The 16,797-nt window shown below is 70.2% G+C and carries 12 protein-coding genes; 6 read left to right on the top strand and 6 right to left on the bottom strand.

Annotation, left to right across the window (positions count from 1 at the left end):
- Positions 1 to 225 precede the first annotated feature (225 nt).
- The 3 genes from IF17_RS1000000139030 (at position 226) to IF17_RS1000000139025 (ending at position 1,898) form a co-directional block, all read left to right on the top strand.
- Positions 226 to 705, top strand: a complete 480-nt coding sequence (locus IF17_RS1000000139030; protein WP_143660190.1) for a hypothetical protein — start codon at positions 226 to 228, stop codon at positions 703 to 705.
- Between the two features lie 462 nt (positions 706 to 1,167).
- Positions 1,168 to 1,539 (top strand): hypothetical protein, encoded by a 372-nt coding sequence (locus IF17_RS0124945; protein ID WP_030569961.1) that lies wholly within the window; start codon positions 1,168 to 1,170, stop codon positions 1,537 to 1,539.
- A 35-nt stretch (positions 1,540 to 1,574) separates the two neighbouring features.
- A complete protein-coding gene (locus tag IF17_RS1000000139025) occupies positions 1,575 to 1,898 on the top strand; it encodes a hypothetical protein (RefSeq protein WP_143660191.1) in 324 nt (107 codons plus the stop codon).
- A 189-nt stretch (positions 1,899 to 2,087) separates the two neighbouring features.
- Here the strand turns inward: IF17_RS1000000139025 and IF17_RS1000000140270 are convergent, their stop codons facing one another.
- Positions 2,088 to 2,228, bottom strand: coding sequence for a hypothetical protein (locus IF17_RS1000000140270; RefSeq protein ID WP_337249739.1), 141 nt, complete (start codon positions 2,226 to 2,228; stop codon positions 2,088 to 2,090).
- Positions 2,229 to 3,084: 856 nt separating this feature from the next.
- Here IF17_RS1000000140270 and IF17_RS0124940 point away from each other — a divergent pair.
- Positions 3,085 to 4,158 carry a lytic polysaccharide monooxygenase auxiliary activity family 9 protein gene (locus IF17_RS0124940; protein WP_030569958.1) on the top strand — a complete coding sequence of 358 codons (1,074 nt, stop codon included), beginning with the start codon at positions 3,085 to 3,087 and terminating at the stop codon, positions 4,156 to 4,158.
- A gap of 91 nt (positions 4,159 to 4,249) precedes the next feature.
- Here the strand turns inward: IF17_RS0124940 and IF17_RS0124935 are convergent, their stop codons facing one another.
- The 3 genes from IF17_RS0124935 to IF17_RS0124925 form a co-directional block, all read right to left on the bottom strand.
- Entirely contained in the window at positions 4,250 to 5,143 is an 894-nt protein-coding gene (locus IF17_RS0124935; RefSeq protein WP_030569956.1) for an esterase/lipase family protein, read from the bottom strand.
- Between the two features lie 177 nt (positions 5,144 to 5,320).
- Positions 5,321 to 6,361 carry a DNA polymerase Y family protein gene (locus tag IF17_RS0124930; RefSeq protein ID WP_106980228.1) on the bottom strand — a complete coding sequence of 347 codons (1,041 nt, stop codon included), beginning with the start codon at positions 6,359 to 6,361 and terminating at the stop codon, positions 5,321 to 5,323.
- Entirely contained in the window at positions 6,358 to 9,864 is a 3,507-nt protein-coding gene (locus IF17_RS0124925; RefSeq protein WP_030569949.1) for a DNA polymerase III subunit alpha, read from the bottom strand. Before IF17_RS0124925 ends, IF17_RS0124930 begins: the two co-directional genes overlap by 4 nt.
- A gap of 197 nt (positions 9,865 to 10,061) precedes the next feature.
- On the opposite strand from IF17_RS0124925, the gene IF17_RS0124920 reads away from it, so the two are divergent.
- A complete protein-coding gene (locus IF17_RS0124920) occupies positions 10,062 to 11,114 on the top strand; it encodes a membrane protein (RefSeq protein WP_030569945.1) in 1,053 nt (350 codons plus the stop codon).
- Between the two features lie 37 nt (positions 11,115 to 11,151).
- Here the strand turns inward: IF17_RS0124920 and IF17_RS0124915 are convergent, their stop codons facing one another.
- On the bottom strand, positions 11,152 to 14,682 hold the full coding sequence (locus IF17_RS0124915) for a HelD family protein (RefSeq protein WP_030569942.1): 3,531 nt from the start codon (positions 14,680 to 14,682) through the stop codon (positions 11,152 to 11,154).
- 270 nt (positions 14,683 to 14,952) lie between these two features.
- Here IF17_RS0124915 and IF17_RS0124910 point away from each other — a divergent pair, with 270 nt between their 5' ends.
- Positions 14,953 to 15,444 carry a phospholipase gene (locus tag IF17_RS0124910; RefSeq protein WP_030569939.1) on the top strand — a complete coding sequence of 164 codons (492 nt, stop codon included), beginning with the start codon at positions 14,953 to 14,955 and terminating at the stop codon, positions 15,442 to 15,444.
- Between the two features lie 67 nt (positions 15,445 to 15,511).
- On the opposite strand, the gene IF17_RS0124905 is transcribed toward IF17_RS0124910, so the two are convergent.
- On the bottom strand, positions 15,512 to 16,597 hold the full coding sequence (locus IF17_RS0124905; protein ID WP_030569936.1) for a S1 family peptidase: 1,086 nt from the start codon (positions 16,595 to 16,597) through the stop codon (positions 15,512 to 15,514).
- Positions 16,598 to 16,797 lie beyond the last annotated feature (200 nt).

Genomic DNA, 16,797 nt, shown 5'->3' with positions numbered 1-16,797 from the left:
CTCCGAGGCAAACCTCTTCGCGCGTCAACGTCCTCAGACATTCCCCATCTCCCCTGATCACACCTCTGGGCACGCAAGAGCCCCCTGCGTCTACGCTGCTCAGCAGCTCCGGCATATGCCCCGCTGCTCACCATGCAGGTTGAGCACCTGAGAACTTCACAGCGTAGCCAGACAAGTGCAGGCTGGAGGCAGATCAAGCGGAGATCCCCCACCAGGAGTACTCACATGCCCACCAGCTCCCCGCTGCCCTACGTGCCGCCAGACCTCAATGACCCCACGGAGAAAGACGCATCGGCCACAGCCGTCCGACTTGTCCGAGCACTGCGCGGTTGTGGCGTCTTCCTGGAGCAGGTTGTTCCTGAGTCCGTGAGCGGGCGGCCTGTGGTAGCTGTTCGCGGACGCATGAACGTGAGGACGGCGGAGCGCCTCGCAGCCGGACTGGAGAGCCTCGCGCGTCGGCCGGCGAAGCCGCTCGAAGAACTGCGTCCGGGAGGCACCTTGCCTCTGGAGGTATCTCCCGATCAGGTCAAGGTCGGTGACCACCTTCCTCTCGACGGCGGCTGCTACCGCATCCGCAACATGAGAGGGGCAAGCGGGAGCAGCCGGATTCTGGAGCTGGAGGGCCGACAACTGCCCTGGATCATGACCGGCCCCCGCACCGTCTTCCGGCCGACTGATCAGTTCCAGTTTCCTCTGCCCACATGAAACTCAACCGGGCCATGGGGCCTTGCTGGCTCGGGTGCCGCCGGGAGCGCGTACCCGTCAAGTGGTTCGGCCCTGTCCGTACGAGGGACGGCGACGGCGACATGTTCGCTTGCGACGCCTGCTTGGCCACGGTCGAACGAATGGTCGCCGAGCAACTGGCCCGCCGCGACGCGGACGACTTGCGCTCCCGCTCCACAGCACGCCGGGCATACCTGTAACCAGGCCTGTAAGGCGGCGAAATCGACGAGCAAGATGACTCCGATTTCGTCACCATCAACCGATATCGGGCATCAGTACCACGAGGTTCGTGATGCACCCGGGTAGTCCACGTTCACTATCCACTGGACCAGCGCCCCCATTGGTTTTCGAATGAAGTCGGACTGAGTGGGTGCGAGGAATCGGTACCTCACTCAGACACAAGAATCTCCTCACACAAGTAAACCCCACGACAAAGGGCTGACTATGACAGAGAATTTCCACGAGAACCAGATCAGGGTTTCCCTGAATTTCGGTGACGATGTCGGTCCTGAATATTTCGACGACACGGATCGCGTTGAAGCCGTGTCGGCCGGAGTTCGACTGGTCAACGCCTTGCGAAGGTTCGATGTCGACTTCGACGGCATCGGAGTTTCGCAGGTCTGCCACACCTGCACTGTTGTCGAGGCTCCCTACTTGGTGGCTCTGGGCAACCTGCGGCCGGCGGAGGCTGTCGAAATAGCGAAGAAGATCGACGAGTACGCCGTCGAGTTCCAGCGCATGGACAGGGAGATCAAGTCCCTCTCCCATCCCAAACCCAAGGAAGCGCAGGCGGAAAATCTCGATCCCGCTGACTAGGCCCACCTTCTCCTCTCCCACCTGAAAGGATTTTCGTGCAGCAGAAGTTTCAACCAGTCGGCCCGGAATATTTCGATGACCAGGATCGCGACTATGCGGTGGTAGCTGGCATCGAGCTGGTCAACGCATTGCGGAGGCTGGGGGTTGATCTGGAAGGGATCGTGGTGTCGGCCCCATGTGATCGGTGCTCGTCAGTGGGATACGTTCTCGATCTGGGACCAGTGGAGCCTGCTCAGGCACTGAAGATGGCCGCCACGATCAACAGCTACGCTGAATCCAATCGGCTCCGCGAACCGTCCTCACCCTTGCCTAAAAGGCAGCGTAAGCGAAGGGCAAAGAATCTGAACGCCACCCTGTGAGCACCGCTCCCTGTCGCATGACGCACTCTGCGGCAGGGAGCAGATCATTCCCGGTTGACCGATGTCGATCCACGGATTCCCGGCAACTCCATGGGGTGCCCATCGGCGCGGCAGCGATTCTGCGAGATCTCGGCAAGCAGGCACGCCCATTCGATCAGGACAGTCGTGATCACGCCGGGATTGATCTCGTCAGGCCAGTAGGGCCCAACGCTTACCCTGGCAACTCTCACGGCCGGGCGGGGGAAGCCCAAAGGACGCGTACTGTGCGCCCCTTGCTGTGACGGTGGCGAGCAAGCCGGTCCCCTCCATCTGGGCAAGCACACGATGCACGGTCGTGCGCGATACACCGAAGCGCTCGCAGAGCTTCGCCTCAGACGGCACGTGTCGCCGATCGCCAGCGATTTCTCAGCAATCAGGTCAGCCATCCACTCCGCAAGGGAATGGCGGTCGCCACCTTGGGCGACAGGCCAGCTGATTCCTGGTACAGGCTCCAGGGCGCCCTCGGCTTCGAGCACCTTGAGAACACGGCGGATCGCGCCGCGTGCGACGCCGTGCGAGCGCATGAGCTGAGCCTCGGACGGCAGGGGCCGCTTCATCTCACCCGCCTTGGTCCCCCTTCACAGCGCCTCAGCGATGACCAGATAGGTTTTTCGCGGACTGGCCTCCGACACTTCGGCTCCTCTCAGGTTGCTCCGTCGCTCGCGACCAAGGATCCCATGGCCGCTGGCGGCGCTGTTCGGTCGACGTCAGGCCAGGCTCCGGCTCGAGTATCAGTTCTCTTTTGATCGTCGCTCCTCCTCAGCTGGACCACGCAAGGAATACTCCCCGAGTGGGGCGTTCTTCAGAAGGAGAGAACGCTGCAACAGGTCCTCGAGGCTCTGCTGCAGCCCACCATCACCCTGGAAGACTTCCTCGGAAATCTATGTAGGGAGCCACCGCACACGACCGAGGGCACATTCAGGCGTGGACGACCGTGGACGCTGAACCGCCCTGATGTGAGCTTCGCCCCCCTCGGAGGCCCTGCACCTCAGCGCCCTCTTAGCCCCTCCTTAAAGCGACCATAAGGATGCTCTCCACCCCGTCCCAGCAGGGTTTTTGGTCCTTCCGAGCGGCTAGCTTGCTGATCGCCGGGACGGATCGAAGACCCGGCGCCCCACCGTTGTGCCGCTTTGAAGGAGAACCCTCCATGACCGCTCGTCGCAAGGCCGCCGGGATCGTCGCCCTCGGCTTCGCACCGTTCGCGCTGGCCGGACTCACCGCCACTCCGGCGCTGGCCCACGGTTCGCTCACCGACCCGGTGAGCCGGGTGTCCGCGTGCTTCGCGGAGGGGCCGGAGAGCCCGGTGTCGGCGGCGTGCAAGGCGGCGGTCGCGGCGGGTGGGACGCAGGCGCTGTACGACTGGAACGGGGTCAACATCGCCAACGCGGCCGGTAAGCACCGTGAGTTGATTCCGGACGGCAAGCTGTGCAGCGCGGCCAACGACAAGTTCAAGGGGCTCGACCTGCCGCGCGCCGACTGGCCGGCCTCCCCCGTGAAGGCGGGCAAGCACACCTTCAAGTTCCGGGCCACGGCCCCGCACAAGGGCTCCTTCGAGCTGTACCTCACCAAGCCCGGCTACGACCCGACGAAGCCGCTGGCCTGGTCGGACCTGGAGGCCAAGCCCTTCGCCGAGGCCACCGACCCGGCGCTGGTGGACGGCTCGTACGTCTTCGACGGGACCATTCCGGAGGCGGCGGGGCGGCAGCTGATCTACACGGTGTGGCAGCGCTCCGACTCCCCCGAGGCGTTCTACGCCTGCTCGGACGTGGACTTCGGCGGTGGGTCGGCGGGGACGGGCGGTGCCGGTGGTGGCGGTGACAGTCAGGAGGAGAAGCCTGCTAGTGAGGCGCCCAAGCCTCAGGAGAGTGCGCCTGCTCCCGCCCCCTCCGCTCCCTCCGAGGACGCGATCACCGAAGGCGCCGAGAAGTCCTCCGTGGAGCACAACGGGCACGGTGACGACGACGCGAAGACCGGGGCGAAGGTCAACGCCGCCGCTCCCGCCGCCCCGGCCGCCGAGCCCAAGGCCGATGCCGATGCTGATGCCGGCAATGCGCCGCAGGCCAACGCCGCCGGGCAGGAGGACGTGCTCGCCGAGACCGGCGGGTCGAGCAGCAGCACGTATCTCGCGATGGGCGGGGCCGCCGTACTCGCCGTCGGCGCTGCCGTGCTGTTCTCCTCGCAGCGTCGCCGGGCCACCGCCTCCGGTCGTCACAGCCGCTGACCCACGCGTAGCAGGTCATGAACACGGGCCGAGGTCGCTGTCCGCCCCACCGGACAGCGACCTCGGCCTGTCGTGGTTCGTAGCTCGTGCGTCAGCCGATCACCGAGGAGCAGGTCGTCGGGGTCGCGCGCGCCGGGTCCAGGGCGTTCGCCACCTCGTGGAAGGCGATCCGGTCGATGGTCCCGATCGCCACGTGCTCGGACAGATCCAGCGGGCACAGGTCCTGGAGCAGGACGTTGCGTACGTTCGGTCCGTCCAGGTACTGCGTGCGGTACGGGGTCACCACCTGGTCGTACTTGGTGGCGATGACGGTGTAGCGGACGCCGGGGACGGTGTCGCCGCCCGCGGTGAGCTTGGTGATGAAGGGGGATCCGGCGACCTGGTCGGCGAGTCCGGGGGTCTTGTCGCTGATGAACTTCTCGACGCCGGGGAAGTACGGCAGCAGCTTGGTGAGGCCGAGCAGCGTGGTGCCGTGGTTGTCCGGGGCGAGGCCGATGAGGGCGTTGACCTTGGGGGCGCCGCCCAGGAACTTCAGGTAGTAGTTCGGCATCATGCCGCCCTGGGAGTGGCCGATGATGTCGGCCTTCGGCGCTCCGGTGGAGGCGAGCACCTTGTCGACGAACACGTCGAGCTGTTCGGCGGACTTGTCGATGGGGCCGAGTCCGTGGAAGAACGGCACGCCGGGGAGCTGGCCGTAGTCGAGGGAGAAGACGCAGTAGCCCCGGTTGACCAGGTAAGGGGCGAGGACCAGCCAGTTGTCGACCGAGTTCCCGAAGGTTCCGTGGACCAGGACGACGGGGCGGGGATGGGCGGCGGAGGGCTTGCAGGAGTAGTCGTTCCAGCCACGGGAGGTGGCCGCCGCGGCGGTGGGGGCAGCTGCGGTCGCGGTTGCCGAGGGGGCGACCAGCAGGGTGACGGCCAGGAGGAAGGCGGCGAATACGCTGCGCGTGCGGGGGACGCGCGCAGCACGGAACCAGGGCAGCATCGTGTGGTCTCCTTGCGGCTCAAGGGAGGTGCGATGGCGGTGCGCCCTGTGGCCCGGACCACAAGCTTTATGTGCTCATGCCAAATTACGCATGAGTAAGGTTGGGTGGGAAGTTACGCGTCGGTAAAAAATGGCGCGGACTAACCGTAGATCGGGTAGGGACGTCAACCCCGCCCTTCAGGCCGCGAGTCCCGCCGGCTTCACCGCACCCGGCCCGAACCTCTCCCGCAGCCGGTCCGCCACCTCCTCGATCCGGCGCGACCGCTCGTCCGCCGGGTCGAAGGTGAGCTGGCGGGAGGCCCGGTCGGCGTCGGCCAGCCCCTCCGCGCGCAGCGCGATCCCCCGCACCCGGGCCCGCTGGAGCCCGAAGGACTCGTGGATCCGGTAGGCGAGCGCGGTGAGCGCGGCCGAGTGCGCGGTCGGCTCCCCCAGCGTCCGGCTCCGGGTCAGCGTCGCGTAACCGGTCCGGTCCGCGTACCGCACCGAGACCGCCAGCGACCGGCACACCTGCCCCTCGCCCCGCAGTCGCGCCCCCAGCTCCTCGGTGAGCGAGAGGAGGGCACGGCGGTGCTGCTCGGGGGACAACTCGTCGCGGGGGAAGGAGCGTTCGGCGGCGAGCGAGCGAGCGGCGGCGTTCGGGACGACCCGGGTGCGGTCGATGCCCCGCGCCCGTTCCCACAGCTCACGCCCGGTGCGTACGCCGGTGATGCGCTGGAGCGTGGCCAGGGGCGCGGCGGCGATCCGGCCGACGGAGTCGAGCCCGTAACCGCACAGGGTGCGCGCCGTGGCGGCCCCGACGCCGTCCAGGGCGGCGGCCGGGAGCGGCGCGAGGAACGCCGCCTCCTCGCCCCGGCCCACCACGAAGGTGGTCCCGGGCGCGGCCCGCCGGGCAGCCATCCGGGCCACCATGGGGTTGGCCCCCGCGCCGATCGCGCAGTCCACACCGTGCAGGGCGAGCGCCCGGACCCGGATCACCGAGGCCAGGCCCTGCGCGTCCCGCCCGAAGTAGCGCAGCGCGCCGCCCACATCGGCGAGCGCCCCGTCGGGCGGTGCGGCCTCGACGACCGGGGTGAACGCGCCTAGCAGGGCGAGCAGCCCGGTGTAGCCGGCGCTGTCCGGGGGTCCGCCGGCGGTCCTGCGGAACCGCAGGTACAGGACGCCTGCCGGATCTTCCGCCACCACGCACTCCCTCGGGACTTCTCCCGGATCCTCCGTCATCCCGCGCTCCCCTGCGACTGGTGCCACAACTTCCGTCCCGTGGGCACCCCTTCACCGGACGGCTGAAGGTCGGCCCAGGGATTCATCTCGTAACCGGTCTCCATCCGTATACGACGTCCGGTCCCGGGTTCCGCCTCCTCGCCGTCCTCCTCCGGCGGCTCCTCCGCCAGCCGGGCCGCCACCGCGTCGAGCCCTCCGGTGCGGCGCAGTTCGGCCAGTTCGGCGAGGTTCCAGGCGGCCTCGCCGACCACGCTCAGGCTGCGCGCGCCGCGCCGCTGCACCACCCCGCGCACCAGCAGCAGCCAGGAGTGGAAGACGGTGTGCGCGCAGGCGGCGTGGCTGTCCTCGAAGAACGCCAGGTCGGCCAGGCCGCTGCCGTCGTCCAGGGTGGTGAAGACGACCCGGCGGCCGGAGCGGATCGGCGGCGTCTGGGTGGCCACCTTGGCCCCGGCGACCAGCACGGTCTCGCCGTGCCGGGCCTCGCGCAGCCGCTTGGCGGAGACCACGCCCAGCTCGTCCAGGAAGGCCTGGTGATCCCCCATCAGGTGGCGGGAGACATCCATGCTCAGCACCCCGAGCTCGGCGCTCAGCCGCTCCGCCTCGTTGAGGTCGGGCAGCCCGACGGAGGCCGTGCGGTGCCCGTCGCCCAGCGGGAGCTGGGCTCCCCGGGTGCCGGAGCCGGAGCTCCGGTGGGCGCGGTGGAGTTCGGAGAGGTGCAGCAGCAGATCGCGGCGGTTGGCACCGAAGGCGTCCAACGCGCCTACCTGCGCGAGCCGTTCGGCGACCGGCCGGCCCGGGCGGGCCCGCTGCCAGAAATCCATCAGCGAGGTGTACGGCTGCCCCTCCTCGATCCGGGCGGCCTCGGCCTCGCTGATGCCGTGGACGTCGGAGAGCGCGAGCCGCAGACCCCAGGCTTCCTCCCCACCTCCCTCATCAGACACCAGTTCGATTCGATGGGCGACCGCCGACCGGTTCACATCCAGCGGCAGCACCGGCACCCCGCGCCGCCGGGCGTCCGCGAGCAGGAGCCGCTTCGGGTACATCCCGGGGTCATGGGTGAGCAGACCGGCGTAGAAGGCGGCCGGGTGGTGCGCCTTGAGCCAGGCCGACTGGTACGTCGGTACGGCGAACGCGACGGCGTGCGCCTTGCAGAAGCCGTAGCTGCCGAACGCCTCGATGATCTTCCAGGTACGGGCGATCACCTCGTCGTCGTACCCCCTGGCCGCCGCGCGCCGTGCGAACCAGACCTTGATCCGCCCCTGCGACTCGGGGTGGGAGAGCCCGCGCCGCACCCGGTCCGCCTCGCCCCGGCCGCAGCCGGTCATGATGGCGACGATCTCGATGATCTGCTCGTGGAAGACGACCACGCCGTAGGTGCCGCTCAGCGCTTCCTCCAGGTCACGGTGGGGGTAGCGGACCGGCGCGCGGCCGTGCCGGGCCTCGATGAACGGCCGCACCATGTCGGCGGCGACCGGCCCGGGCCGGAACAGCGAGATGTCGACGACCAGGTCGTGGAAGGTGGCGGGCTGAAGCCTGGCGACCAGGTCGCGCTGGCCGGGCGACTCGATCTGGAAGCAGCCCAGCGTCTCGGAGGTGCGGATCAGCCGGTACGTCTCCGGGTCGCCCGGCGGTACGGCGTCCAGGTCCACCACCGCGCCCGAGGCGCGTTTCACCTCGGCGACGGCGTGCGCCATCGCCGACTGCATCCGTACGCCCAGCACATCGAGTTTGAGCAGCCCGAGGTCCTCCACGTCCTCCTTGTCGAACTGCGTCATCGGGAAGCCCTCGCCGCTGGTGGGCATGGTCGGCGTACGGTGCAGCAGCCCGGCGTCCGAGAGCAGCACCCCGCACGGGTGCATGGCGACCCCGCGCGGCAGCGCGTCCAGCCCCTCCACCAGCTCCCAGAGCCGCCCGTACTTCTCCTGGTTCCGCGCGACCTCCTTCAGCTCGGGCAGCTCCTCCATCGCGGCACGCGCGTCGCGGGCCCGGATGTGCGGGAACGCCTTGGCGAGCCGGTCGATCTCGGCCGGGTCCATGGAGAGGGCGGCGCCGACGTCCCGGATGGCGTGGCGCACCCGGTAGGTCTCGGGCATGGCGACGGTGGCGACGCGTTCGGGACCGAAGCGTTCGATGATCCGGCGGTAGACGTCGAGGCGGCGGGCCGATTCGACGTCGATGTCGATGTCGGGCAGGACGAAGCGGCGCTTGGAGAGGAAGCGCTCCATGAGGAGCCCGTGCTTGACCGGGTCGGCGTGGGCGATACCGAGGAGGTGATTGACCAGGGAGCCCGCACCGGAGCCGCGCGCGGCGACCCGGATGCCCATCTCCCGTACGTCGTGGACGACCTGAGCCACCGTCAGGAAGTACGAGGCGAAGCCGTGGTGGGCGATGATGTCCAGCTCCTCGTGCATCCGGTCCCAGTACGCGCGGTCGCGGTCGTGGCCGCGCAGCACCATCCCGGCGGCGGCCCGGGAGGCCAGCACCCGCTGAGCGGTACGCCGGTCGGCGCCGACCAGGTGGGGCTCGGGGAAGTGGACGCCGCCCATCCCGAGGTCGGCGGCGGGGTCGACCCGGCAGGCGTCGGCGGTGTGCCGGGTCTCCGCCAGCAGCCGTGCCGCGGCACCCTGCCCGAGCCCGGCGGCGGAGGCGATCCGCTCGGCGGCCTCCCTCATCGCACCCTCGCCCTTGAGCCAGCGCTCACCGCTGTCCAGGGGCGAGCGGCGCGGGTCGACGGGGACGAGCCTGCGGGCGGAGTCGAGGACGTCGGCGATGGGACCCTGCCCCGGGTCCGCGTACCGCACGGCGTTGGTCAGCACGGCCCGTACGCCCTGGTCGGCGGCGAAGCCGAGGGTACGGGCGGCCAGCCGCAGCGATCCCGCCCCGGCGCCCGGGCGGCCGTGGTCGACGGCTTCGAGGCGCAGGTCGTCGCCGTACATCTCCCGCCAGGGCGCGAGCAGCGCGGCGGCCCGGTCGGGACGGCCCGCGGCGAGCGCCCGGCCCACCTCGGAGGCGGGCCCGAGCAGCACGGTCAGCCCGTCGGCGGGCAGGGCGGCCCGGCCGACCAGGGCCGGCCCGGTGACGTCCGGCGGCCCGGACCCGTCCAGCGGCCGGAAGCCGGCGCCCCGCGCATGGGCGGCGGTCACGAGCCGGCACAGCTCGGCCCAGCCGCGTGCGCCGTCCCGGGCGAGGAAGGTGACACGGGGTGCGGATTCATCGACAAAGGCACCACCGCGCGCGGGAGTGCGCGGGCGCACAGCAGCCCGCCCCGCCCCCTCCGCGTACGAGGCCACCGCGAGGTCCACCCCGAAGAGCGGCCGGACCTCGACGTCCCCGCCCCGGCAGGCCTTGGCGAACCGGACCGCCCCCGCGAGGGTGTCGCGGTCGGTCAGCGCGAGAGCGCGCATCCCCCGCTCGGCGGCCCGCTCGGCGAGCCGCTCGGGGTGCGAGGCCCCGTACCGCAGGGAGAACCCCGAGACGGTATGGAGATGCGTGAAACCGGACATCCGCACCTCCTGAACCGTTCCGACCGCTCTGTCACTCACCACCCCCTGTTCTCCACCATAGACCAGCTTCGAACATTCGTACGATATCCAGTGTGCACCCGACGGTCGGCGGCGGCTCCCGCACGCGGCCGCATGCCCTTGAGCCATTCGGCCCCGCCCCGCCTGCGCCCCCACCGGCCCGCCCGGACGGTGGGGGCATGACTTTCGTCGACGAGGTGAGGAACGCCGTCACTCCACGGGCCGCCCTGCTCGTCATCGGCGTGCTCGGGTTGCAACTGCTGTTCATCGCGTCCTACGTCGGCGCGCTGCACAAACCGAAGCCGACCGATGTCGCCTTCGGGGTGGTGGCCCCGCAGCAGATGTCCCAGCAGCTCATCACTCAGCTCGACGGCCTGCCCGGCGGACCGCTGGACCCCCGGGCGGTGAGCAGCGAGGCCGAAGCGCGCGAGCAGATCATGAACCGCGACATCGACGGCGCCCTGATCGTCTCGCCCCAGGGCCGCACCGACACCCTGCTGGTCGCCTCCGGCGGCGGGACCGTCCTGTCCAGCGCCCTGGAGCGGATCCTCACCCAGGTCGAGGAGGGCCAGCAGCGGACCGTACGGACCGTGGACGTGGCACCGGCCTCCGCCGACGACTTCGACGGGCTCTCGTCCTTCTACCTGGTGGTCGGCTGGTGCGTCGGCGGCTACCTCTGCGCCTCGATCCTGGCGATCAGCGCCGGCACCAAGCCCGCGAACCGGCAGCGCGCGCTGATCCGGACCGCCGTGATGGCGGTGTACGCGGTCGCGGGCGGCATCGGCGGCGCGGTCATCATCGGCCCGATCCTCGGCGCCCTGCCGGGCAGCGTCTGGGGCCTGGCGGGCCTCGGTGCCCTGGTCGTCTTCTCGGTCGGCATGATCACGCTCGCCCTGGAGGCCCTCACCGGCATCGTCGGCATCGGCCTGGCCGTCCTGATCATCGTCATCGCGGGCAACCCGAGCGCGGGCGGCGCCTTCCCGCTGCCGATGCTCCCGGACTTCTGGCGGGCGATCGGCCCGGCCCTCCCACCGGGCGCGGGCACCTGGGTGGCCCGCTCGATCGCCTACTTCCGCGGCAACGCGGTCACCGGCCCGCTGCTGGTGCTCTCCGCCTGGGCGGTGGCGGGGACGGCGCTGACCTTGTTGTTGTCGATGCGGCGACGGGGCGGGCCGGATGACGGGAGCACGGGGACGGTACCGCCGTCGGCCGGTGGGTCGACGGCTGTCTGAATCCGCTTCACACCCGGCTGCCTCGCACCTGGCCGCTTCACACCGGGCCGCCTCCCAGGGCGGCGGCGACGTCCTGGCCGTCCCAGCTCTGCTGCGGAGTGCGCCACAGGACGTGGACGCCGAAGACATCGTGGACCGTGGCGGGCGCCCACTCCTCCGCCGGAGGGCCGGCCAGGACGAGGCAGAGCCGGTCGGCGCCCACGGCCAGGGCATGGTTGATCTCGCGGAGGCGAGCCGCTCCCGAGCGGAGATCGGCGTACGAGGTGAGGCCCGCGCCGAGCACCTCGTAGAGCAGGTGCTCCTCGTCGGTCACACAGGCGACGTCGACGACCGGATGCTCGGGCTCCGGCTGCCGGTCCGCACGCAGAAGGGCCGCCTTCAGTTCGAAGCGCACCGCCTCGTGGGTCTTGCAGGTGCGGTCCGCTGCGGCCGAAGTCGCAAGGAGCTGAGGAAGACCCGTGCTCGACTCCGTCTTCTCCGGTGCGGCGGGGGCGGCTGTCGTGGTGGTCATGGGTTCAGCTTCCTCGGGCTCGGAGGGCGGGGGCGTTTCGGACGGCTCGGACGGCTCAGGGTTCTCGCGCCGGGAGACGGGGGGCTGGTCATCCGTCACCGGGCCGGTCGCGGCGTGGATACGTGCCTCGATGGTCCGCCGGGCCTTGTCCAGGTCCTCCGCCCAGCCGCTGCGCTCCAGTTCGGCCCGGAACCGGTCCAGGTCCGGCGAGCCGGCAGCCGGAACGCGGTGGGCGGCGAGGTCCCGCAAGGCGTTCAGACGTGATCTGTCCGGGGAGCCGAGGACACGCCAGACGTCCAGCCAGTCGTGCTGGTCCAGGCGCAGGCAGCGGTTGGCCATGCCCTTGAGCTCCGAGAGCCGCGGGCGGAAGTCATCCGGAACGCTCCCGTCGGCCAGTTCCGCGACGATCCCGAGCGCGGCCGCGTAGCGCGGGGCCATGGTGGGCGAGATGGGCCTGCGGCCGCGTTCGTCGACCGTGACGAAGCTGACGCCGGAGAGGTGGCGGAGCACCCAGGCGTCCAGTTCCGCACCGGCGGTGGGCGGGGCGGAGCCGTGGCGTACGGCCATGAGCAGGGGGCGGTCCATGGGGGGCGAGATGGCCTCGACCCGGTAGTTGCCGCCGGTGGTGTGGCCGACCACGCGGACCCGGACGTCCGAACCGATCTCCGGGATGCCGCTCTCCGCCACCGGTACGGGGGCGGTCCCGGAGTCGGTTCCGGTCCCTGAGCCGGATTCGGTCCCGGATTCGGGGACGCGAAGCTGCGGTTCCGCCGGGGCACCGCCTGTGTCCGTCAGGACAGCGGGGAGCGGGGCAGTGTGCAGGACGGTCAGGCTCTGTGTGCTCCTGGTCAGCGCGATGTAGAGCTGGCGCAGCCCGGAAGGCCCCCTGTCGGCGATGGTGGCGGGTTCGACGACGAGAACGTGGTCGTACTCCATTCCCTTGACCTGACGGGCGGCCAGGACCGAGACCGCCTCCCGTTCCTGCTGCGTGATCCCGTCGGCGGCGTCCAGATGCCGGCCGATCTCTTCGAGCCAACCGGAGTCGTCGGGCACGATGACGGCCACGGAACGCAGCGTGCGTCCGTCGTTGCTGCCCACCAGGCGGACGACCTGAGCGACCGTGTCGCCGAGCAGCTTCCACGGCTCGGTGGCAACCGTCCGTACGGCGTCCGCTCCGGCCGCCCGTACCGCCCGCGGGTAGGGAAGAGCGGGGGCGACCGCGCGGGCCAGCGGGGCGACGAACGCCATGATCTCGGCGGGTACGCGGTAACTGGTGGTCAGCTCCTCGACACGCCAGTCACCGTGGTCGGACAGGAGCGTGCCCAGCCGGTCCCAGCCGGGATACGGATACGGGCCGGTGGCCTGGGCGAGATCGCCGAGCACGGTCATCGATCCACCTCTCGCGACCCGGCGGCGCAGGGCACGGGCCTGCATGGGGGTGAGGTCCTGGGCCTCGTCGACGACGATGTGGCCGTAGCGCCGCGGTGGCTCGCCGGTGATGAGGTGGCGGAGTTCCTCCAGACAGACACGGTCGTCCAGGGTCCACGGGTCGTCCTCGGCCCGCTCGGCCCGGGGGCGGTGCAGCGTGGCCTGCTCCTCCGCGTCGAGGAGGCCGTCGGCACAGGTGCGTAACAGCTCGGGCGAGTCGTAGAGGCTGCGCAGGGCCTCCCGGGCTCCCGGTGAGGGCCAGGCACGGTCGATGAGGCGTTCCACCTGACGGTTGCGTTCCAGGCTGCGGCGGATGGTGCCGTCCGCGCCACGGCGCGGGGCAAGAGCGGCAAGTTCCCGCAGGAGCCGGTCGACGAGCAGGCTGCGGAAACGGTCACGGCGCTCGCGGTGGGCGCCCTCACCGCTGCGTGCCTCGTCGAAGAGGGCGTGAACCTCCGTACGCGGAATGCGCAGTGTCGTGCTGCCCGCGGTGACGGTGAAGGCCGGTTCGTCGCCGGCGAAGGAGGGGGCGGTGAGGAGGCTGTCGACGGCCTCCGGACGGCACTCATGCTCGACTCGGCGTTGCAGGACGGCTGCCATGCGCTCGTCGGACTTCACCAGTCGCGCCTGCGGGGCGTCGGCTCCGAGAACCTCGCCGTCCCACAGACGGGAGAGCTGTACGACATTGACGTCACGGGTGCCCAGCGTGGGCAGCACCTGGCCGACGTAGTCGAGGAACCTCTGGTGCGGTCCGATGACGAGGATGTCCTGGGCCGGGAAGTGACGGTTGTTGACGAGCCAGGTCACGCGGTGCAGACCGACTGCGGACTTTCCCGTGCCCGGCCCGCCCTGCACGACGAGGATGTCGGAAGGCGAGCCGGTGACCAGGTCCATCTGGTCGCGGCGGATGGTCTCGACGATGTCCCGCATGCGGCCGCCGCGGGAGCGCTGGAGCTCGCGCAGCAGGAAGTCGTCCGGCTGGAGGGACGGACGACGCCGTCGCCGGGCGAGGTCGGCGGGGGTGCGGGCCGGCGGGCGCCTGTCGGCCGCCGTGGTGTCCGCCCCCTCCACCGCTGCTCCTTCGTCGACGGAGGAGTCCTGCACAGCGGTGTCGTCCCCGGCCTGCCGGGGCGCCGGCACGGCCGGTAGCACGGGAGGTACGGGAGCGGGGACAGGGACGGGGACGGCCGGAGCGATGTCGTCGAAGTAGTCCTCGACGACGCGCTGTACGCAGCGCAATTGCCGCCGCAAGGTGATGTCACCGGGCGTCTGCGGTTGTACGGCGGCCCACTTCGTCGCCATCGGGCTGGTCCACAGCACGACGACGGTGTCCCGGGTCCGGACGTCGGAGACAGCCCGCCGCCCGATGTACCAGGGCCTGGGCTCGCTTCCTGGCTCATCCGGCGCGTCCACACGCGCCGTGACCAGTGATTCGCCGCCGAGCCCGTCGTACGCCGCCGCCTTCTCCTCGGTGTCGAGCCGGTTGGCGATGCCGTCCTTGTTGCTGGCGGCGGCCGTGGCTGCCGCTGTCCCGGTCATTTCGGCGAGCCGCTCGGCGTAGCAGTCGTACGCGCGGTCCACGGCCTTCTGCTCATCGGCGATGACCTGGTCGCGTGTGGTGGTGTTCATCCGCTGTCCCCCTCCCTGGCAGCGGCCGGTGGAACGCCGCTACGGGCCCGAACCCGCATCGCCAACTTAACCATCGGAGAGGGCGTCATGACTGCCAGTCAGGATTCTGCACCGGAGCCGGTACCCATCTGACGTCCACCCCAATTCCTGATGACAGGTCGGCGCAACGACTAGGCATGACAGGTACATGACGACATTCTGGAGCGGCCTCGTTCACCCGACGAGGAGCACGGCCAGGACAGCTCCTTTCCACCCCCACGGAGGTCGCTCATGCGTCGTCGATTCATGGCTCCGCTCGCCGCAGTCGCCCTGTCTCTCCCGCTCGCCCTGATCACCGCCCCTTCCGCCGCGGCCGCCCCCGCCGACAAGCCCCAGGTGCTCAGCTCCTGGACCCAGACGAGCGCCTCCAGCCACAACGCCTGGAACGCGGCCCGCAACAACCAGGGCGCCTGGTCCGCGTACGGCTTCGACTGGTCGACGGACTACTGCAGCAGCTCCCCGGACAACCCCTTCGGCTTCCCCTTCCAGACCGCCTGCGCCCGCCACGACTTCGGCTACCGGAACTACAAGGCCGCCGGTACGTTCTCCGCCAACAAGGCCCGCATCGACTCCGCCTTCTACGAGGACCTCAAGCGCGTGTGCGCCGCCTACTCCGGAGCGAAGCGGACCTCGTGCAACAGCACCGCCTGGACGTATTACCAGGCCGTGAACGTCTTCGGCGTCGCCCCGGCCAAGGCGGACTCCACCGGCCTGGCTGCCTGAGCGCAGGCACGGGAGAGGCCCCCGGCGGACCGGGGGCCTCTCCTTGATGCCGTGATGCGGTGTTACGTCAGCCGATCTCGGCGCCGTAGGCGGCAAGCGCCTCAGGGACCGGCTGGAAGAACGTCGTGCCGCCCGAGGAGCAGTCGCCGCTGCCGCCCGAGGTCAGGCCGAGCGCGGTGTCGCCCGCGAAGAGGGCGCCGCCGCTGTCGCCCGGTTCGGCGCAGACCGTCGTCTGGATGAGGCCGTTGACGATGTCGCCGTTGCCGTAGTTGACCGTGGCGTCCAGCGCGGTGACCTCGCCGTCGTGCACCTGGGTGGTGGAGCCGCTGCGGGTGACCTGCTGGCCGACCGTCGCGTCGCCCGCCTGGGTGATCGCCTGGGTGGAGCCGTTGTAGAGGTTGACCTCGCTCGGGTGCGCGGTGTCCGAGGTGTACTTGACCAGGCCGTAGTCGTTCTCCGGGAAGCTGGAGCCCTCGTTCGCCCCGATCTCCGCGCCGCCCTGGGTGTCCGACCAGCTGGTGACCCCCTCGGTGCAGTGGCCGGCGGTCAGGAAGTACGGCTCGCCGTCCTTGACCACGTTGAAGCCGAGCGAGCAGCGGGAGCCGGAGCCGAAGATCGCGTCGCCGCCCGCGATCAGCGGCTTGAACTCGCCCGCCGCCTTGTTCAGTTCGGCCTTGCCGCCGAGACCCTCGACCACGGCCGAGAGCTTCTTCCAGGCCGTGCCGTCGACCGTGCTGTCGGCGGTGACGAGGACCTTGTTGCTCACCGGGTCGACGGCCCAGGAGGTGCCCGGGATCGTCGCCTTGTCGGTGAGGGTCTGCCGGGCCGACTTCAGCTCGGCGAGGGAGTGCTCCACGACTCTGGCCTTGCCGCCCGCCTGGCGGACCTGCTCGGCGGCGGCCTCGTCGACGACGTTCACGACGAGGGCCTTCGCCTTCGTGTCGTAGTACGAGCCGGCCGCGTCCGCGCCCAGGTCCCGGTCGAGCGTGGTGGCGAGCTTTCCGGCCGCGGCAGCATTGAGCGTCTTGACCGTGAACTGGGGTACTTCGTCACTGGCGTTCGCACTCTGGAACGTGAAACCCGCTACGACCAGGGCGGCCACGGCCGATCCGGCAACCGTCGCGCGCTTCCTGGATATGCGTCGATGCTTCAACTTCGACCTCCTGTGGGGCCGTGCACGGAGCAAGTGGGGTGCTCGTACACGGAGGATGGGGCGCTCACTATTCCGACAGGGCCGGGAGCACACAAGGCCGACTTCCGGACGTGCACACGACACCGACGCTTCACCCGCGCGATGTTCACTTACCGCGGGTCATGCCATGTCGGTTCCGTTTGCGAACACTCGGTGCAACC

The organism is Streptomyces cyaneofuscatus (assembly GCF_000718135.1).
GTDB lineage: Bacteria > Actinomycetota > Actinomycetes > Streptomycetales > Streptomycetaceae > Streptomyces > Streptomyces cyaneofuscatus.
This window is presented reverse-complemented; position numbering and strand designations above follow the sequence as displayed.

Coding starts and splice junctions, on each gene's coding strand:
- IF17_RS1000000139030 (WP_143660190.1), top strand. CDS start 226: ATGCCCACCAGCTCCCCGCTGCCCTACGTGCCGCCAGACCTCAATGAC.
- IF17_RS0124945 (WP_030569961.1), top strand. CDS start 1,168: ATGACAGAGAATTTCCACGAGAACCAGATCAGGGTTTCCCTGAATTTC.
- IF17_RS0124940 (WP_030569958.1), top strand. CDS start 3,085: ATGACCGCTCGTCGCAAGGCCGCCGGGATCGTCGCCCTCGGCTTCGCA.
- IF17_RS0124935 (WP_030569956.1), bottom strand. CDS start 5,143: ATGCTGCCCTGGTTCCGTGCTGCGCGCGTCCCCCGCACGCGCAGCGTA.
- IF17_RS0124930 (WP_106980228.1), bottom strand. CDS start 6,361: ATGACGGAGGATCCGGGAGAAGTCCCGAGGGAGTGCGTGGTGGCGGAA.
- IF17_RS0124925 (WP_030569949.1), bottom strand. CDS start 9,864: ATGTCCGGTTTCACGCATCTCCATACCGTCTCGGGGTTCTCCCTGCGG.
- IF17_RS0124920 (WP_030569945.1), top strand. CDS start 10,062: ATGACTTTCGTCGACGAGGTGAGGAACGCCGTCACTCCACGGGCCGCC.
- IF17_RS0124915 (WP_030569942.1), bottom strand. CDS start 14,682: ATGAACACCACCACACGCGACCAGGTCATCGCCGATGAGCAGAAGGCC.
- IF17_RS0124910 (WP_030569939.1), top strand. CDS start 14,953: ATGCGTCGTCGATTCATGGCTCCGCTCGCCGCAGTCGCCCTGTCTCTC.